The sequence below is a fragment of the Streptomyces sp. SID5910 genome (assembly GCF_009862125.1).
Taxonomy (GTDB): Bacteria; Actinomycetota; Actinomycetes; order Streptomycetales; family Streptomycetaceae; genus Streptomyces.
Genome location: NZ_WWHX01000195.1, coordinates 1 through 17,028, shown reverse-complemented (window position 1 = coordinate 17,028; position 17,028 = coordinate 1). Strand labels below are relative to the sequence as shown.

16 protein-coding genes are annotated in these 17,028 nt (G+C 71.8%); 5 read left to right on the top strand and 11 right to left on the bottom strand.

Features of this window, described 5'->3' with window-relative positions; genetic code table 11:
• Nucleotides 1–17: 17 nt before the first annotated feature.
• Nucleotides 18–1,724 (bottom strand): FAD-dependent oxidoreductase, encoded by a 1,707-nt coding sequence (locus tag GTW67_RS06875; RefSeq protein ID WP_161163907.1) that lies wholly within the window; start codon nt 1,722–1,724, stop codon nt 18–20.
• A 299-nt stretch (nt 1,725–2,023) separates the two neighbouring features.
• Between GTW67_RS06875 and GTW67_RS06870 the strand changes: the two genes are divergently transcribed.
• Nucleotides 2,024–3,232: a nucleotide sugar dehydrogenase gene (locus GTW67_RS06870; RefSeq protein ID WP_161163906.1), complete on the top strand. Its 1,209-nt coding sequence runs from the start codon at nt 2,024–2,026 to the stop codon at nt 3,230–3,232.
• A 68-nt stretch (nt 3,233–3,300) separates the two neighbouring features.
• Here GTW67_RS06870 and GTW67_RS06865 read toward each other — a convergent pair whose 3' ends face one another.
• From GTW67_RS06865 to GTW67_RS06850, 4 genes are all read right to left on the bottom strand, one after another.
• A complete protein-coding gene (locus GTW67_RS06865; RefSeq protein WP_161163905.1) occupies nt 3,301–4,425 on the bottom strand; it encodes a GuaB3 family IMP dehydrogenase-related protein in 1,125 nt (374 codons plus the stop codon).
• 118 nt (nt 4,426–4,543) lie between these two features.
• Complete coding sequence (gene guaB / locus GTW67_RS06860; RefSeq protein ID WP_161163904.1) at nt 4,544–6,049, bottom strand: IMP dehydrogenase; 1,506 nt, start codon at nt 6,047–6,049, stop codon at nt 4,544–4,546.
• Between the two features lie 139 nt (nt 6,050–6,188).
• Nucleotides 6,189–6,776, bottom strand: coding sequence for a sigma-70 family RNA polymerase sigma factor (locus GTW67_RS06855; RefSeq protein WP_019329587.1), 588 nt, complete (start codon nt 6,774–6,776; stop codon nt 6,189–6,191).
• Between the two features lie 280 nt (nt 6,777–7,056).
• Nucleotides 7,057–7,668 (bottom strand): response regulator transcription factor, encoded by a 612-nt coding sequence (locus tag GTW67_RS06850; protein ID WP_003948568.1) that lies wholly within the window; start codon nt 7,666–7,668, stop codon nt 7,057–7,059.
• Nucleotides 7,669–8,048: 380 nt separating this feature from the next.
• Here GTW67_RS06850 and GTW67_RS06845 point away from each other — a divergent pair, with 380 nt between their 5' ends.
• The gene (locus tag GTW67_RS06845) at nt 8,049–8,393 is read left to right on the top strand and encodes a WhiB family transcriptional regulator (RefSeq protein WP_161163903.1); all 345 of its coding nucleotides are present in this window, start codon (nt 8,049–8,051) and stop codon (nt 8,391–8,393) included.
• A gap of 102 nt (nt 8,394–8,495) precedes the next feature.
• Here the strand turns inward: GTW67_RS06845 and GTW67_RS06840 are convergent, their stop codons facing one another.
• Nucleotides 8,496–9,425, bottom strand: a complete 930-nt coding sequence (locus tag GTW67_RS06840) for a LysR substrate-binding domain-containing protein (protein WP_161163902.1) — start codon at nt 9,423–9,425, stop codon at nt 8,496–8,498.
• Between the two features lie 82 nt (nt 9,426–9,507).
• On the opposite strand from GTW67_RS06840, the gene GTW67_RS06835 reads away from it, so the two are divergent.
• Together GTW67_RS06835 and GTW67_RS06830 are read left to right on the top strand one after the other, a co-directional pair.
• Entirely contained in the window at nt 9,508–10,176 is a 669-nt protein-coding gene (locus GTW67_RS06835; protein WP_161163901.1) for an MOSC domain-containing protein, read from the top strand.
• 46 nt (nt 10,177–10,222) lie between these two features.
• Nucleotides 10,223–10,996 carry an SDR family NAD(P)-dependent oxidoreductase gene (locus GTW67_RS06830; protein WP_161163900.1) on the top strand — a complete coding sequence of 258 codons (774 nt, stop codon included), beginning with the start codon at nt 10,223–10,225 and terminating at the stop codon, nt 10,994–10,996.
• A gap of 142 nt (nt 10,997–11,138) precedes the next feature.
• Here the strand turns inward: GTW67_RS06830 and groL are convergent, their stop codons facing one another.
• From groL to GTW67_RS37510, 4 genes are all read right to left on the bottom strand, one after another.
• Entirely contained in the window at nt 11,139–12,764 is a 1,626-nt protein-coding gene (groL, locus tag GTW67_RS06825; protein WP_161163899.1) for a chaperonin GroEL, read from the bottom strand.
• 120 nt (nt 12,765–12,884) lie between these two features.
• Nucleotides 12,885–13,193, bottom strand: a complete 309-nt coding sequence (gene groES, locus GTW67_RS06820; protein WP_010986397.1) for a co-chaperone GroES — start codon at nt 13,191–13,193, stop codon at nt 12,885–12,887.
• A 324-nt stretch (nt 13,194–13,517) separates the two neighbouring features.
• Entirely contained in the window at nt 13,518–14,219 is a 702-nt protein-coding gene (locus tag GTW67_RS37515; protein WP_161163898.1) for a polysaccharide deacetylase family protein, read from the bottom strand.
• Entirely contained in the window at nt 14,216–15,166 is a 951-nt protein-coding gene (locus GTW67_RS37510) for a polysaccharide deacetylase family protein (protein WP_161163897.1), read from the bottom strand. The genes GTW67_RS37515 and GTW67_RS37510 overlap by 4 nt, the downstream gene beginning before the upstream one ends.
• Before the next feature lie 90 nt (nt 15,167–15,256).
• Here GTW67_RS37510 and GTW67_RS06805 point away from each other — a divergent pair, with 90 nt between their 5' ends.
• A complete protein-coding gene (locus GTW67_RS06805) occupies nt 15,257–16,471 on the top strand; it encodes a THUMP-like domain-containing protein (protein ID WP_161163896.1) in 1,215 nt (404 codons plus the stop codon).
• 96 nt (nt 16,472–16,567) lie between these two features.
• Here the strand turns inward: GTW67_RS06805 and GTW67_RS06800 are convergent.
• The coding region (locus GTW67_RS06800) for an RNA polymerase sigma factor (protein WP_524539752.1) at nt 16,568–17,028 on the bottom strand (461 nt) is incomplete at its 5' end.

The following is a 17,028-nucleotide window of genomic DNA, read 5'->3' as shown; positions in this document are numbered from 1 at the left end:
TGTACCCGGGTGCCCGCCTACCTCGGCGCGATGTCGGGCGCCCCGAGCCGGGCCGCGTCGGCCGTCAGGTCGTCGGGCTGGCGCTGCGACTCCCGCTCGGCCTCGACCCGCTTCTCGTAGTGCTGGACCTCGCGTTCGATCTGGTCCTTGTCCCAGCCGAGGACCGGTGCCATCAGCTCGGCGGCCTCGCGGGCGCTGCGGGTGCCCCGGTCGAAGGTCTCGATGGAGATGCGGGTGCGCCGGGTCAGCACGTCGTCCAGGTGCCGCGCGCCCTCGTGCGAGGCGGCGTAGACGACCTCGGCGCGCAGATAGTCGTCGGCGGCGGTCAGGGGTTCGCCGAGGGTGGGGTCGGCGACGATGAGCTCCAGCAGCTCCTCCGCCAGGGCGCCGTACCGGTTGAGCAGGTGCTCCACGCGGACCACGTGCAGGCCGGTGCGTGCGGCGATGCGCGCTCGCGCGTTCCACAGGGCCTGGTAGCCCTCGGCGCCGAGCAGGGGCGTCTCCTCGGTGACGCTGTCGGCGACGCGCATGTCGAGTCCGTGCACCGCCTCGTCCACGGCGTCCTTGGCCATCACGCGGTACGTCGTGTACTTGCCGCCCGCCACGACGACCAGCCCCGGCACCGGGTGGGCGACGGTGTGCTCGCGCGACAGCTTGCTGGTGGCGTCGGACTCGCCGGCCAGCAGCGGGCGCAGCCCCGCGTACACACCCTCGACGTCGTCGCGGGTGAGCGGCACGGACAGCACCGAGTTGACGTGTTCCAGCAGGTAGTCGATGTCGGCGCTGGAGGCGGCCGGGTGCGCCTTGTCGAGGTCCCAGTCGGTGTCGGTGGTCCCGATGATCCAGTGCCGGCCCCAGGGGATGACGAACAGCACGGACTTCTCGGTGCGCAGGATCAGCCCGGTGGTGGAGTGGATGCGGTCCTTGGGCACGACCAGGTGGATGCCCTTGGAGGCGCGGACGTGGAACTGGCCGCGCTCGCCGACCAGCGACTGGGTGTCGTCGGTCCACACCCCGGTCGCGTTGACCACCTGCTGGGCGCGGATCTCGTACTCGCCGCCGCCCTCGACGTCCTGGACGCGGGCGCCGACCACGCGCTCGCCCTCGCGCAGGAAGCCGGTCACCCGCGCCCGGTTGGCGACCTGCGCGCCGTACGCCGCGGCCGTGCGCACCAGGGTGGTGACGAAGCGGGCGTCGTCCATCTGCGCGTCGTAGTACTGGAGGGCGCCCACCAGCGCGTCCTTCTTCAAGGCGGGTGCGACGCGCAGTGCGTGACGCCGGCTCAGGTGCCGGTGCGTCGGCAGGCCCCGGCCGTGTCCGCGGGCCATCGACATCGCGTCGTACAGCGCCACGCCCGAGCCGGCGTACAGCCGCTCCCAGCCCTTGTGCTGGAGCGGGTACAGGAACGGCACCGGCTTCACCAGATGCGGCGCGAGCCGCTCCAGCAGCAGTCCGCGCTCCTTCAGCGCCTCCCGTACGAGGGCGAAGTCGAGCATCTCCAGATAGCGCAGGCCGCCGTGGATCAGCTTGCTGGACCGGCTGGAGGTGCCCGAGGCCCAGTCGCGCGCCTCCACCAGACCGGTGGACAGGCCGCGCGTCACGGCGTCCAGCGCGGTGCCCGCGCCGACCACGCCCGCGCCGATCACCAGCACGTCCAGTTCACGCTCGGCCATGGCCGCGAGTGCCTCGGCGCGCTGCGCCGGCCCCAGTGTCGCTGTCCTCACTGCTGCCTCCCGCTGTCGGTCGCGTCGGCCGCACCCCTCGGCGAAGCCCGGGTCCGTGTACCCCCTGCCCAGATTCTGACCGGGTTGCCCGACTTCAGCCACCACGCGCCCCCAGCCTGTGGACAACTTTCCCGCGAGTCACCGCCGGCACTCACAGACGTCGACACTCGCCGAGACTCGGCCGACCAATCCCACAAATCGGTCATATTTACTCCTAGTCTGACGTTGTGCTCGCCCATCCTGTCCACCGGGCTTGCGCGCCTGTCCCGCTTCGGCTACTGGGAAGGACGGCCCACGCCATGCCCGCAGATCTCGCCGTCATCGGACTCGGACCGTACGGCCTGCCCCTGGCCCAGGCCGCCGTCGCCGCCGGCATCCCCACGCTCGGCTACAAGACCGGACCCGAGCCCGGCCCCCTCACCCCCGCCGAACTGCGCCGCATGCTCGCGGGGGGCTTCAGGACCCCGGCCGGCCCCGCCGAGCTGGGCCGGGTGCGCACCGCGGTCATCTGCGCGCCGACCCCGCAGAGCCCGGACGGCGGCCTCGACCTCGGCCAGGTGGAGGCCGCGGCCCGCACCCTGGCCGCCCATATGCGCCCCCACACCACGGTGATCCTGGAGTCACCCGTGCAGCCGGGCACGACAGAGGAGTTCCTGCGCCCCCTGCTCGAAGAGGGCTCCGGACTGCGCGCCGGCCGCGACTTCCACCTCGCCTACTCCCCCAGCCGCGTCGACCCGGGCAACCGCGACTTCACGCCGGCCAACACCCCGAAGGTCATCGGCGGCCTCACCCCCGCCTGCACCGAGTCGGCCGCCGCCTTCTACGGCCGCCTCACCGACAAGGTGGTCCGCGCGCGCGGCCCCCGCGAGGCCGAGACGGTCCAGCTCCTGGAGACCAACTTCCGGCACGTCAACATCGCCCTGGTCAACGAGATGGCCGTCCTCTGCAACGACCTCGGCGTCGACCTGTGGGACGTCCTGCGCTGCGCGGAGACCAAGCCGTTCGGCTTCCAGGCATTCCGCCCGGGCCCGGGCGTCGGCGGCCACTCCGTCCCGCAGGACCTGACCGGCAGCGCCCCCCGCAGCCTGCGCATGGTGGAGCTGGCCCAGCAGGTCAACGAGCAGATGCCCCGCTACGTCGTCCAGCGCGCCGCCGCCCTCCTCAACGAGCACGGCAAGTCGGCGCGCGGCGCCCGCGTGCTGCTCCTCGGCGTCACCTACAAGGCCGACCTCGCCGACCAGCAGGGCACCCCGGCCGAGGAGATCGCGACCCGCCTGATGTCGATGGGCGCCGCCGTCAGCTACCACGACCCGCACGTGCCGTCCTGGAACGTCCTGGACCGCCCGGTCCCCCGCGCCGACTCCCTCTACGAGGCCGCCGCCGACGCCGACCTGACGATCCTGCTCCAGCAGCACCGCACGTACGACCTCCAGGGCCTGTCGGTGAAGGCCCAGCTGCTGCTGGACACCCGGGGCGCGACGCCCACGGGTGCGGCGCACCGCCTCTGAGCGGGGCCCGAGCACGCGGAGGGGCCCGGAGCTGTCGCTCCGGGCCCCTCCGTACGCCGTCCGGGTGATTACCGCCGGTGCTGCGAGTCCCCGACGGTGACCTCCACGCGCTGGAACTCCTTCAGCTCGCTGTAGCCCGTCGTGGCCATGGCGCGACGCAGGGCGCCGAAGAAGTTCATCGAGCCGTCCGGGGTGTGGGACGGGCCCGTGAGGACCTCCTCGAGGGTGCCGACCGTGCCGAGGTCGACCTTCTTGCCGCGGGGCAGCTCCTCGTTGACGGCCTCCATGCCCCAGTGGTTGCCCTTGCCCGGCGCGTCGGTCGCGCGGGCCAGCGGCGAGCCCATCATCACGGAGTCCGCGCCGCAGGCGATGGCCTTGGGCAGGTCGCCGGACCAGCCGACACCGCCGTCGGCGATGACGTGCACGTACCGGCCGCCGGACTCGTCCATGTAGTCCCGCCGAGCCGCCGCCACGTCGGCGACCGCGGTGGCCATCGGCACCTGGATGCCCAGCACGTTGCGCGTGGTGTGCGCGGCGCCGCCGCCGAAGCCGACGAGGACACCCGCGGCGCCGGTGCGCATCAGGTGCAGGGCGGCGGTGTAGGTGGCGCAGCCGCCGACGATCACCGGGACGTCCAGCTCGTAGATGAACTGCTTCAGGTTCAGCGGCTCGTGCGAACCGGAGACGTGCTCCGCCGAGACCGTGGTGCCGCGGATGACGAAGATGTCGACGCCCGCGTCCACGACGGCCTTGGAGAACTGGGCGGTGCGCTGCGGGGAGAGCGCGGCGGCGGTGACGACGCCGGAGTCGCGGACCTCCTTGATGCGCTGCCCGATCAGCTCCTCCTTGATGGGAGCCGCGTAGATCTCCTGGAGGCGGCGGGTCGCGGTGTCCGCGTCGAGGCCGACGATCTCGTCGAGTAGCGGCTGCGGGTCCTCGTGCCGGGTCCAGAGCCCTTCCAGGTTGAGGACGCCGAGGCCGCCCAGCTCGCCGATGCGGATGGCGGTGGCCGGGGAGACGACCGAGTCCATGGGAGCGGCCAGGAACGGCAGCTCGAAGCGGTAGGCGTCGATCTGCCAGGCGATCGAGACCTCCTTCGGGTCCCGCGTACGGCGGCTGGGGACGACGGCGATGTCGTCGAAGGCGTACGCCCGGCGGCCGCGCTTGCCGCGCCCGATCTCGATCTCAGTCACGTCTGTGGCCTTTCCCTGATGCGTTGCAGCGCCTTCCAGTATCCCCGATGTCCCCTTCGGACACGGCGCGAGGGCGGTCCCGGACCATGTCCGGGACCGCCCTCGGAAGGCGTGGTGCCTACTTGCGGCTGTAGTTCGGTGCCTCGACCGTCATCTGGATGTCGTGCGGGTGGCTCTCCTTGAGGCCGGCGGAGGTGATCCGCACGAACCGCCCGTTGTCCTGGAGGTCCGGCACGGTCCGGCCGCCGACGTAGAACATCGACTGGCGCAGGCCGCCGACCAGCTGGTGGACGACCGAGGAGAGCGGGCCGCGGTAGGGCACCTGGCCCTCGATGCCCTCGGGGACGAGCTGCTCGTCGGAGGCGACGCCCTCCTGGAAGTAGCGGTCCTTGGAGAACGACTTGCGGTCGCCGCGGGTCTGCATGGCGCCGAGCGACCCCATGCCCCGGTACGACTTGAACTGCTTGCCGTTGATGAACAGCAGCTCGCCCGGCGACTCCTCGCAGCCCGCGAGCAGCGAGCCCAGCATCACCGTGTCGGCGCCCGCGACCAGGGCCTTGGCGATGTCGCCGGAGTACTGGAGGCCGCCGTCGCCGATGACCGGGACCCCGGCCTCCTTGGCGGCGAGCGACGCCTCGTAGATGGCCGTGACCTGCGGGACGCCGATGCCGGCGACGACGCGGGTGGTGCAGATGGAGCCGGGTCCGACGCCGACCTTGATGCCGTCCACGCCGGCGTCGATGAGGGCCTTGGCGCCGTCGCGGGTGGCGATGTTGCCGCCGATGACGTCCACGCCGGCCGAGTTCGACTTGATCTTGGCGACCATGTCGCCGACCAGACGGGAGTGGCCGTGCGCGGTGTCGACGACGATGAAGTCGGCGCCCGCCTCGATCAGCGCCTGGGCGCGCTCGAAGGCGTCCCCGGCGACGCCGACCGCGGCGCCGACCAGCAGCCGGCCCTTGCCGTCCTTGGCCGCGTTCGGGTACTTCTCGGCCTTGACGAAGTCCTTGACCGTGATCAGGCCCTTGAGCACGCCGCCGTCGTCGACCAGCGGCAGCTTCTCGATCTTGTGGCGGCGCAGCAGCTCCATGGCGTCCACGCCGGAGATGCCGACCTTGCCGGTGACCAGCGGCATCGGCGTCATGACCTCGCGCACCCCGCGGGAGCGGTCGCTCTCGAAGGCCATGTCACGGTTGGTGACGATGCCGAGCAGCTTGCCGGCGCCGTCGGTGACCGGCACGCCGCTGATGCGGAACTTGGCGCACAGCGCGTCGGCCTCGGCGAGGGTGGCGTCCGGGTGGATGGTGATCGGGTTGGCCACCATGCCCGACTCGGAGCGCTTGACCAGGTCGACCTGGTTGGCCTGGTCCTCGATGGACAGGTTGCGGTGCAGAACGCCGACGCCGCCCTGGCGGGCCATCGCGATCGCCATGCGCGACTCGGTGACCTTGTCCATGGCGGCGGACAGCAGCGGGATGTTGACCCGCACGTTCTTGGAGACGTACGAGGCGGTGTCGATCTCGTCGGGTGCCATGTCCGACGGGCCCGGCAGCAGCAGCACGTCGTCGTAGGTCAGCCCGAGTGTCGCGAATTTCTCGGGCACTCCGTCGACGTTGGCAGTCATGACACCTTCCCCAAATGGCCTTGATCGGTGCGGATGTCCATGCTAACGGGAAGTGGACGTGGCTCATTCCACGATCAAGAGACCCTGCGACGTTCGTGCTTTTGTACGAAGCGACAGCTCCGCCCGTTCACCCGGCGGGCTACTGCTCCGCCAGCGCCCGCAGGCGGCTCAGCGCCCGGTGCTGGGCGACGCGGACGGCCCCGGGTGACATTCCCAACATCTGCCCGGTCTCCTCGGCCGTGAGGCCCACGGCGATGCGCAGCAGCAGCAGCTCGCGCTGGTTCTCGGGGAGGTTGGCCAGCAGTTTCTTGGCCCACGCGGCGTCGCTGTTGAGCAGCGCCCGCTCCTCCGGGCCGAGCGAGTCGTCCGGCCGCTCGGGCATCTCGTCGGACGGGACCGCCGTCGATCCCGGGTGCCGCATCGCGGCGCGCTGGAGGTCGGCGACCTTGTGGGCGGCGATGGCGAAGACGAACGCCTCGAAGGGCCGGCCGGTGTCCTTGTACCGCGGCAGCGCGAGGAGCACCGCGACGCAGACCTCCTGGGCGAGGTCCTCGACGAAGTGCCGGGCGTCGCCGGGCAGCCGGGACAGCCGGGTGCGGCAGTAGCGCAGCGCCAAGGGGTGGACATGGGCGAGCAGGTCGTGCGTGGCCTGCTCGTCCCCGTCGACGGCACGGTGCACGAGCCCGCCGACCGTCCCTTGGTCAGGGGCCGCCTCGTCGTCACGCATCGGTCCATGGTGCCTTGCGGCCGTCCGATCCGTGGCTCCGTGCCCGTTGTTGTGCACCGAAGCGTTATGAGCAGGTGCGCCGGAACTCATCCCCTGCGCCCTCCCCTTCCGCTCGACCGACTCGTCCCCGAGGAACTCCACACCTCAAGGATGCGTCATCCGCGGCGAAACGAGCAGCGGGCACCCGGCGGGTCGGCTTGTCACCCCCGCCCACCTCGCGGTAAGCGGGGAACCGAGCGCCCCCGTCGGGCCCTGTGGGCCTCCACCACACGGGGCTTTCCTATCGGACGAGGCCCCACCGGAAACCGAGCGCCACCGCGTGTGCCCGGTCCGAGGCGCCGAGCTTCTTGAAGAGCCGCCGGGCGTGCGTCTTGACGGTGTCCTCGGAGAGGAACAGCTCGCGGCCGATCTCCGCGTTGGAGCGGCCGTGGCTCATGCCCTCAAGGACCTGGATCTCACGCGCGGTGAGCGTGGGCGCGGCGCCCATCTCGGCCGAGCGCAGCCGGCGCGGGGCGAGCCGCCAGGTCGGGTCGGCGAGGGCCTGCGTGACGGTGGCGCGCAGCTCGGCGCGCGAGGCGTCCTTGTGCAGATACCCACGGGCGCCGGCGGCGACCGCGAGGGCGACGCCGTCCAGGTCCTCCGCGACGGTGAGCATGATGATGCGCGCACCGGGGTCGGCGGACAGCAGGCGCCGCACGGTCTCGACGCCGCCCAGGCCGGGCATGCGCACGTCCATCAGAATCAGGTCCGAGCGGTCGGCGCCCCAGCGGCGGAGGACTTCCTCGCCGTTGGCCGCCGTCGTCACGCGCTCGACGCCGGGCACGGTCGCGACCGCGCGGCGGAGCGCCTCTCGGGCAAGCGGGGAGTCGTCGCAGACGAGGACGGAAGTCATGGCCGTCCTCCGCAGCTGATGCGCGTCACGTTGAGCCTCCAGGCTGGTACGAAATCTCACCTGTGCGGTCGACCGTCCCGGACGCCCGCCCGAGCACCTGTTCCTTCAACCGCCTCCGCACTCTCAACGACGGTCACTCGAAAGAGTTACGGGGCTGTGTGTCGTCTTCGGCACTCTACGTGAGGGCGCGTTCACGGTGCAGACATGCGCGGCTGACCCACCCGCTTTCATCACAAGCGATGCCCCATTTAGCCGCTTTTCTTCCACTTCGCTGGTGTCTGCGGCTAGATTCGCAATGAGTCATATTTTCATCTCCTTAGATCGTAGTTGTACGGTCGTGGACACCGGATCCACCCAGATCGGCTACAAGGGGTCACGCAATGGCAGATTTCTCCCGCCTTCCCGGACCGAACGCGGACCTGTGGGACTGGCAGCTCCTTGCTGCCTGTCGCGGGGTGGACAGCTCGCTCTTCTTCCATCCGGAGGGCGAACGCGGTGCGGCCCGGAGCGCTCGCGAGAACTCGGCCAAGGAGGTCTGCATGAGGTGCCCGGTCCGCGCGGAGTGCGCGGCGCACGCACTGGCGGTGCGCGAGCCGTACGGCGTGTGGGGCGGACTGACCGAGGACGAGCGCGAGGAACTGATGGGCCGGGCGCGCAACCGCCTGGTGGCGGCATCCGCGCCGGCGTCGGCGTCGGTCGGCGGGGACGCCGCCGCACACCACTGAAGGAACGTTTTTCCGAATAGCGCGCCGACAACCAACGGGGGCCAGGGCACGCACACGCGTGCCTCTCTTTTGGGCGTCTTCCCGGCGTCGCGGGCGTGCCGCTCAGTGCCCGGCGGTCTGACCGGAGGCGGCACGCGCCAGCTCGTCCAGCGTCGCCCGCACCGCGGGCACCTGGGCGAGGTCGGGCAGCGTCAGCGCGACGATCTCCCGCCGCACCTCCGGCTCCAGCGCCACCGTGCGCACCCCCCGCGGCCGTACCGACTCGACGGCGAGCTGCGGCAGGACGGCCACCCCGAGCCCGGCCCCGACCAGGCCGAACACCGCCGGATAGTCGTCGGTCGCGAAGTCGATGCGGGGGGTGAAGCCGGCGCCCTCGCAGACCTCGACCAGTTGACCGCGGCAGCGCGGGCAGCCGGCGATCCAGGGCTCCCGGGCCAGCTCCCCGATGGCCACACTGCCGCCGGCGGCCTCCGCGCCGTCATGCGCGAGCCGGTGCCGTTCGGGCACGAGGGCCACCAGGCGGTCGGTCAGCAGCGGCCGTACGACCAGGTCGTCCCACTCCTCGACGCCCGCCGCGTCCTCGTAGCGGAAGGCGAGCGCCACGTCGCAGTCGCCCTCGCGCAGCAGCTCGACGGACTTGGGCGGCTCGGCCTCCTCCAGGGAGACCCGGGTGCCGGGGTGGGCGGCGCGCAGTGCGGCCAGGGCGGTGGGGACGAGGGTGGAACTGCCGCTCGGGAAGGAGACGAGGCGGACCCGCCCGGCCCGCAGGCCCGCGATGGCGGCGACCTCCTCCTCGGCCGCGGTCAGCCCGGCGAGGATGCCGGAGGCGTGCCGCACCAGCGCCTCGCCGGCCTGGGTCAGGCGCATCTCGCGCCCGGTGCGCACGAGCAGGGGCGTGCCGACGGATGCCTCCAGGGCCTTCATCTGCTGGCTGACGGCGGGCTGGGTGCAGCCCAGTTCGCGCCCGGCGGCGGAGAAGGAACCGGTGGACGCCACGGCGCGCAGGACACGGAGATGACGGGCCTCGATCACACCGCCGAGGATAAGCGACCCTTTGACCGAACGGCGAATATCGCGTCACCGCTTTGACGGGGGCTGTCATACCGTTTCGGCCATGAAGCTTCTGTCAGTCAACGTGGGCCGCGCGAAGGTCGTGCCGTACACCGACCAGCCCGACGGGGTCACCGGCATCGACAAGCGGCCGGCCGACGGGCCCGTCCGGGTGACGTCACCCGGGCAGCAGGGGACCGGCGCGAGTGGACTGGCCGGGGACGCGGTGTGCGACACCCGCCATCACGGCGGCGTCGACCAGGCCGTGTACGCCGTGGCGCGCGAGGACCTGGACGACTGGGAGCGCGAGCTGGGCCGCCCGCTGCCGCACGGCGTGTTCGGCGAGAACCTCACCACGACGGGCGTGGAGGTCTCCGGCGCGCTGATCGGCGAGCGCTGGCGCGTCGGCCCCGACCTGCTGCTCGAAGTCACCAGCGGGCGGATCCCCTGCCGGACCTTCCAGGAGCACCTGGGTGAGCAGCGGTGGGTGAAGCGCTTCACGGCCAAGGCCGCGCCGGGCGCGTATCTGCGGGTGATCGAGCCCGGTGAGATACGGGCGGGCGACCTGGTGGAGATCGTGCACCGGCCCGCCCACGAGGTGACGGTGGCGCTCCAGTTCCGGGCGGTGACGACGGAGCGGGAGCTGCTGCCCCGGCTGCTCGCCGCCGGCGACGCCCTGCACCCGGAGGCGCTGGCCGTGGCGCGGAAGTACCTGACGGCGCAGGGGGCCTGACCGGGCCTCACCAGGGCTGCCCGGTCCTGGCCCATAACCTTGCGCCATGACAACGGCATTGATTACGGGATCGACGGCGGGCATCGGCGCCGCGTTCGCGCGGCGGCTGGCGGCCGACGGGCACGACCTGGTGCTGGTGGCCCGCGACATCAAACGGCTGCGCGAACAGGCGACCGAACTGCACGACCGGCACGGCATCGAGGCCGAGGTGCTGACGGCCGATCTGGCGACCGACGCGGGCATCGAGGCGGTGGCCGCCCGGCTCGACGACCGCAGGAACCCCGTCGACCTGCTGATCAACAACGCCGGCTTCGGCAACAAGGGCCGCTTTCTCGAAGTCTCCATGGCCGACGAGCTGACGATGCTGAAGGTGCACTGCGAGGCGGTGCTGCGGCTGACCGCGGCGGCGACGGAGGCGATGCGGGCGCGGGGCCGCGGCGGCGTCGTCAACGTGGCCTCGGTCGCGGCCTTCGTCCCGCGCGGCACGTACGGCGCGTCCAAGGCGTGGGTCGTGCAGTTCACGCAGGGCGTGGCGAAGGACCTGGCCGGCAGCGGCGTACGCCTGATGGCGCTGTGCCCCGGTTTCGTGCGTACGGAGTTCCACGAGCGGGCGGGCATGGGCACGGACAACATCCCGAACTGGATGTGGCTGGACGCCGACAAACTGGTCGCGGCGGCCCTCGCGGACCTGTCCCGCGGCAAGTCGGTATCGATCCCCGACCCCCGCTACAAGACCCTGATGGGCGCGGCGAAGCTGGTGCCGCGGGGAATGCTGGGCGGCATCAGCTCGCGCACGGGCCGCAAGTACGGACCCCAGTAGTCGAAAAACGCCCTACAGGAAAGCGCCCCGCCAGGGGCGCGGGGAACTGCGCGAGCAACCACGACGGCGCCGCAGAAGCAACGGTGCCCGGCCCCCCGTAGGGGACCGGGCATCGTCGGTTCAGTTCAGCTCAGCGCAGCGGTCAGTGGGCGTGGCCGTGGCCGTGGCCCGCTGCGGCCGGCTCTTCCTCTTCCTTCTTCTCGACGACCAGGGTCTCGGTCGTCAGGAGGAGGGAGGCGATGGACGCGGCGTTCTCCAGCGCGGAGCGGGTGACCTTGACCGGGTCGATGACGCCGGCCTTGACCAGGTCGCCGTACTCGCCGGTGGCGGCGTTGTAGCCGTTGCCCTTGTCGAGCTCCGCCACCTTGGAGACGATGACGTAGCCCTCCAGGCCGGCGTTCTCGGCGATCCAGCGCAGCGGCTCGACGGCGGCCTTGCGGACGACCGACACACCGGTGGCCTCGTCGCCGGTCTTGTCGAGGTTGCCCTCCAGGACCTTGACGGCGTGGACCAGGGCGGAGCCACCACCGGAGACGATGCCCTCCTCGACCGCGGCGCGGGTCGCGGAGATGGCGTCCTCCAGACGGTGCTTGCGCTCCTTCAGCTCCACCTCGGTGGCGGCGCCGACCTTGATCACGCACACGCCGCCGGCCAGCTTCGCGAGGCGCTCCTGGAGCTTCTCGCGGTCCCAGTCGGAGTCCGTGTTCTCGATCTCGGCCTTGATCTGGGCGATGCGGCCCTCGACCTCGTCGCGCTTGCCGGCACCGTCGACGATCGTGGTGTCGTCCTTGGTGACGGTGATGCGGCGGGCGGTGCCGAGCACGTCCAGGCCGACCTGGTCGAGCTTGAGACCGACCTCCTCGGAGATGACGGTGGCGCCGGTGAGGACGGCCATGTCCTGGAGCATCGCCTTGCGGCGGTCACCGAAGCCGGGGGCCTTGACGGCCACCGCGTTGAACGTGCCGCGGATCTTGTTGACGACGAGGGTGGAGAGCGCCTCGCCCTCCAGGTCCTCGGCGATGATCAGCAGCGGCTTCGAGGCACCCGCCTGGATGACCTTCTCCAGCAGCGGCAGCAGGTCCGTGATGGAGGAGATCTTGCCCTGGTTGATGAGGATGTACGGGTCCTCCAGGACGGCCTCCATGCGCTCCTGGTCCGTCACGAAGTACGGCGACAGGTAGCCCTTGTCGAAGGCCATGCCCTCGGTGAAGTCCAGCTCCAGACCGAAGGTGTTGGACTCCTCGACGGTGATGACACCGTCCTTGCCGACCTTGTCCATGGCCTCGGCGATGAGCTCGCCGACCTGCTGGTCCTGGGCGGACAGCGCGGCCACGGCGGCGATGTCGGACTTCTCGTCGATCGGGCGCGCCGTGGCGAGAAGGTCCTCGGAGACGGCCTTGACGGCCGCGTCGATGCCCTTCTTCAGCAGCGCCGGGGAGGCACCGGCGGCGACGTTCTTCAGGCCCTCGCGGACCAGGGCCTGGGCCAGGACGGTGGCGGTGGTGGTGCCGTCACCCGCGATGTCGTTGGTCTTGGTCGCCACCTCCTTCACCAGCTGGGCGCCGAGGTTCTCGTACGGGTCCTCGATCTCGACCTCGCGGGCGATCGTGACACCGTCGTTGGTGATGGTGGGGGCGCCGAACTTCTTGTCGATGACGACGTTGCGGCCCTTGGGGCCGATCGTCACCTTCACCGTGTCGGCGAGCTTGTTGACGCCGCGCTCGAGGGCGCGACGGGCGTCCTCGTCGAACTTCAGGATCTTCGCCATGGGAGCGTGAGCCCTCTTCCGGAAATCTTGGGGTTATACGGCACTGCGCCCCCGACGCCCGGCTTTTTTATGGTCGCGGGAGCCAGGGGCGCAGCTGTGAAGCAAAGTGCTTCGGGTGAACTACTTCTCGACGATCGCGAGGACGTCGCGAGCCGAGAGGACGAGGTACTCCTCGCCGTTGTACTTCACCTCGGTGCCGCCGTACTTGCTGTAGAGCACGACGTCGCCGACGGTGACGTCGAGCGGAAGACGGTTGCCGTCCTCGAAGCGGCCCGGGCCCACGGCCAGGACGACGCCCTCCTGGGGCTTCTCCTTGGCGGTGTCCGGAATGACCAGGCCCGAAGCCGTGGTCTGCTCGGCGTCGAGCGGCTGGACCACGATGCGGTCCTCGAGCGGCTTGATGGCAACCTTGGAGCTGGCGGTCGTCACGATCCGACCTCCCCCTTCGGAGATCTCACGGGGTTAACTGTCTGAGGTGGCGACCAGGTCGATCCGTCGTCGCGGGTGCCGGACCTGCCCGTCGCTGTGTTGGCACTCTCCAGGGGGGAGTGCCAGAACCGAGACTATGACCGCGATTAGCACTCGGTCAAGCGGAGTGCCAATGCCTGCGGCGCGTCGGGGGACTTTCCTGGGTGGACGCCGGGTTTTTGGCGCACCCGGAGTGGGTGTGGGCGTCGCTGGGGGCTGCCGCCCCCAGGCCCCCGCTTCGGCCTGGACGGCCTCGTCCTCAAACGCCGGACGGGCTGAAAAACCTCACCCCACGTAGTCCTCCAGGCGGCCCACCCGCAGGTTCTGGGCCTCCAGTTGCCGCAGCAGCGTCTCCGTGTGTTCCGGGGACGTGACCGCGATGATGTCGCCGGGGTGGAGTTCCGGGGTGCCGCGGGGGTAGGTCAGGGTGCCGTCGGGGGTGAGTTCGGCGCGCCACAGGACGACGGTCGTGATGCCGCAGTCGGCGGCGGCGCGCAGGGTCGTCGGGTCGTAGCGGCCGTAGGGCGGGCGGAAGAGGCGCGGGCGGACGCCGAAGCGGGAGTGGAGCTTGGTCTGCTGGCCGCAGATCTCGGCGCGCTGGCCGGCGTAGGGCAGGCCGCTCAGGGCGCGGTGGTCGAGGGTGTGGTTCTGGAGGCTCGCGCCGACCGAGCGCAGCCCGGCGAAGTGGCCGTACGCCGGTCCGGCCACGGTGTCGGTGAGGAAGAAGGTGACCGGGAGCCGCCGTTCGCCGATCAGGGCGGTGAGGCGGGGGTCCCGGTCGGCGCCGTCGTCGTAGGTGAGGAAGACGACCCGGTCCGTGGTGCGGACGTGGTCCAGGACGGGCGGCGCCGCGTGCCCGCCCTGGCCGCCCGCCCCGGCCGGTTTCCCGGTCGTGGGAGGGCCCGCGGGGCCGGCGAACTGGGCGCAGCCGGTGAGCAGTACGGCGGCCAGGGCGGCCCCGGCCGGCCGGAACCGCCCCCGCCTCACAGGTAGTCCTCCAGCCGGGCCACCGCGTATCCCTGGCCGGTGATCCGGTCCAGGAAGCGGCGGACCATGTCCGTCATCGTGCCGTCCCAGTCGTTCCGGCCCCGGAAGTGGGTGAGGACGATGTCGCCGGGGTGGATGTCCCGGTCCCACTCGCGGTACTCCCAGTGGTCGACGTAGACCTCCTCGTTCCAGATCGGCGCGTACTTGATGCCGCAGGACGCGGCGGCGCGCAGGGTGTCCTGGTTGTAGTTGCCGAAGGGCGGGCGGAAGAGGGCGGGGCGCTTGCCGTAGCGCTTCTCCATGACGTCCTGCATGCCGCAGATCTCGTGCTTCTGCTGCGTGTAGGAGAGGCCCGGCAGGTAGGGGTGGCTCAGGGTGTGGTTGTTGAGCGTGACCCCGCGGGCCTGCATCTTCTCGAAGTACCCGTAGTCGTCCTTGATCTCGTCGTCGGTGAGGAAGACCGTGTACGGGATCTTCAGCTCGCTCATCATGCGCAGGAAGGCCGGGTCCTTCTCGGCGCCGTCGTCGATGGTGAGGAAGACGACCTTCTCCTCGGTGGGGACGGTGGTGAAGACCGGCGGAAGGTCCTCCTGTCCGTCCACCTCGAAGCCCTCGCGCGCCGTGATCTCCGGCTTGGTCGCGGGGGGCGGCGGGGCCGCCAGCGGGACCTCCTTCAGGTTCCAGCGCTTGGCCGCGGCGACCCGGGCGGCCTGTGCCGCGCGCAGCTTGGACGCGTAGGTGTCGGGCGCGTGGGCCGGGGGCGCCTGGGCGGGCTGCCGGCCCGGGGCGCCCCGCACCTCGGACGTGTCCTGTGCACAGGCGGAGGCGAGGGCGGCGACGAGGAGCACGGCGAGGCCGCCGCGCACCCGGGTCCCCGGAGAGGAACCGGAAGCCGTCCGGGGCACCCCACATGCCCGGCTTTTGTCATTTTGTACGACTACTCGCATGGTGCCGGATCTTCGCAGCCCCGGGCCCCGCGCCCGCGTCCGACACCGCGCCGGAGGCACACCATCCACCGACTGGCCCACAATGGGCCGGTGAACGACCTCGACGCCCTCCACGCCCTGCTCACCCCCGAAGGCCGCGCCCTGCTCGACGAGGTCCGCGACACCGACCCCGCGCGGGAGCTGGCCGTCGCGACCCGGCTGCGCCGCGACCACCCGGCCGGGCTGGTGTCGGCGGCGCTCGGCCAGGCGCGGCTGCGGCAGCGGGCGGTGGCGAAGTTCGGGGCCGGGGACGCGGGGCGGATGTTCTTCACGCCGAACGGGGTCGAGCAGTCGACCCGGGCGAGCGTGGCGGCGTACCGGGCGCGGCGGCTCGGGGAGCTGGGCGTGACCTCGGTGGCCGACCTGTGCTGCGGGATCGGCGGCGACGCGATCGCGCTGGCCCGCGCCGGGATCCGGGTCCTGGCCGTCGACCGCGACCCGGCGACGGCCGCGGCGGCCCGTGCCAACGCCGAGGCGCTCGGGCTCGGCGAGCTGATCGAGGTCCGCGAGGCCGATGTCACGGAGGTGGACACCGCCCCGTACGACGCCGTGTTCGTCGATCCCGCGCGGCGTGGCGGACGGGGCCGGATCTTCGACCCCGAGGCGTACTCGCCGCCGCTGTCCTGGGCCGTTCGGGCCGCCCGTACGGCACCGCGCGCCGCCGCGCTCAAGGTGGCGCCCGGCATCCCGCACGAGGCGGTGCCGGACGGCGCCGAGGCCGAGTGGATCTCCGACGGCGGGGACGTGAAGGAGGCGGTGCTGTGGTTCGGCGCCACGCCGGGGGCGGTGCGGGCGACGCTGCTGCCGGGGCCGCGCACCCTGCTCGGCACCGGCCTGCCCGACCCGGAGGTCCGCACGCCCGGCCGGTACCTGTACGAGCCGGACGGCGCCGTCATCCGGGCCCATCTGGTCGCCGAGGTCGCCGCACAGGTCGGCGGCGGGCTGCTCGACGCGACCATCGCGTACGTCACCGCGGACGAGCTGGTGCCGACGCCGTACGCCACGGCGTACGAGATCACCGACCGGATGCCCTTCAACGTCAAGAAGCTGAAGGCGCTGCTGCGGGAGCGCCGGGTGGGCAACCTGACGGTGAAGAAGCGCGGCTCGGCGGTCGAGCCGGAGGAGCTGCGCAGGAAGGTCAAGCCCGAGGGGCCGAACGCCGCCACGGTGTTCATGACCCGGGTCGCGGGGGCCCCGACGATGCTGATCGGGCATCCGGTGCGTACGGCCTCCGGTGGATCGGGCCGCGACGTGAGCGGCGTCTGACCGGCGCGGCTGTGCGGGGCGGGGTGTCCCCGCGCGGCGTCGTCGGGACCGCGTGCCCGCCCCGCGCCCCGGCGGGGTCCGCCGGGCCACGGCGTCTCAGCCGCACTCCCCCGCGCGGCGCGTTAGCAGTTCGCGTTCGCGGTCGTTGCGGGTCAGGGACGCGGCCCGTTCGAACTCCGTGCGGGCCTCGGCCGTGCGGCCCAGGCGGAGCAGGAGGTCGCCGCGGACGCTGGGCAGCAGGTGGTAGCCGCGCAGGGCCGGTTCGGCGGCGAGGGCGTCGACCAGGGCGAGCGCGGGGGCGGGGCCCTCGGCCATCGACACGGCGACCGCGCGGTTGAGTTCGACGACCGGCGACGGGGCGCGGGCCGCGAGCAGGCCGTACAGCGCGGCGATGCGCGGCCAGTCGGTCTCCTCGTAGGTGTACGCGAGGGCGTGGCACCCGGCGATGGCGGCCTGGAGCGCGTAGGGGCCCGGCGGGCCGGCGGCGTGGGCGTTCGCCCGGTCGAGGGCGGTGATGCCGCGGGCGATGAGCATGCGGTTCCAGCGGCGCCGGTTCA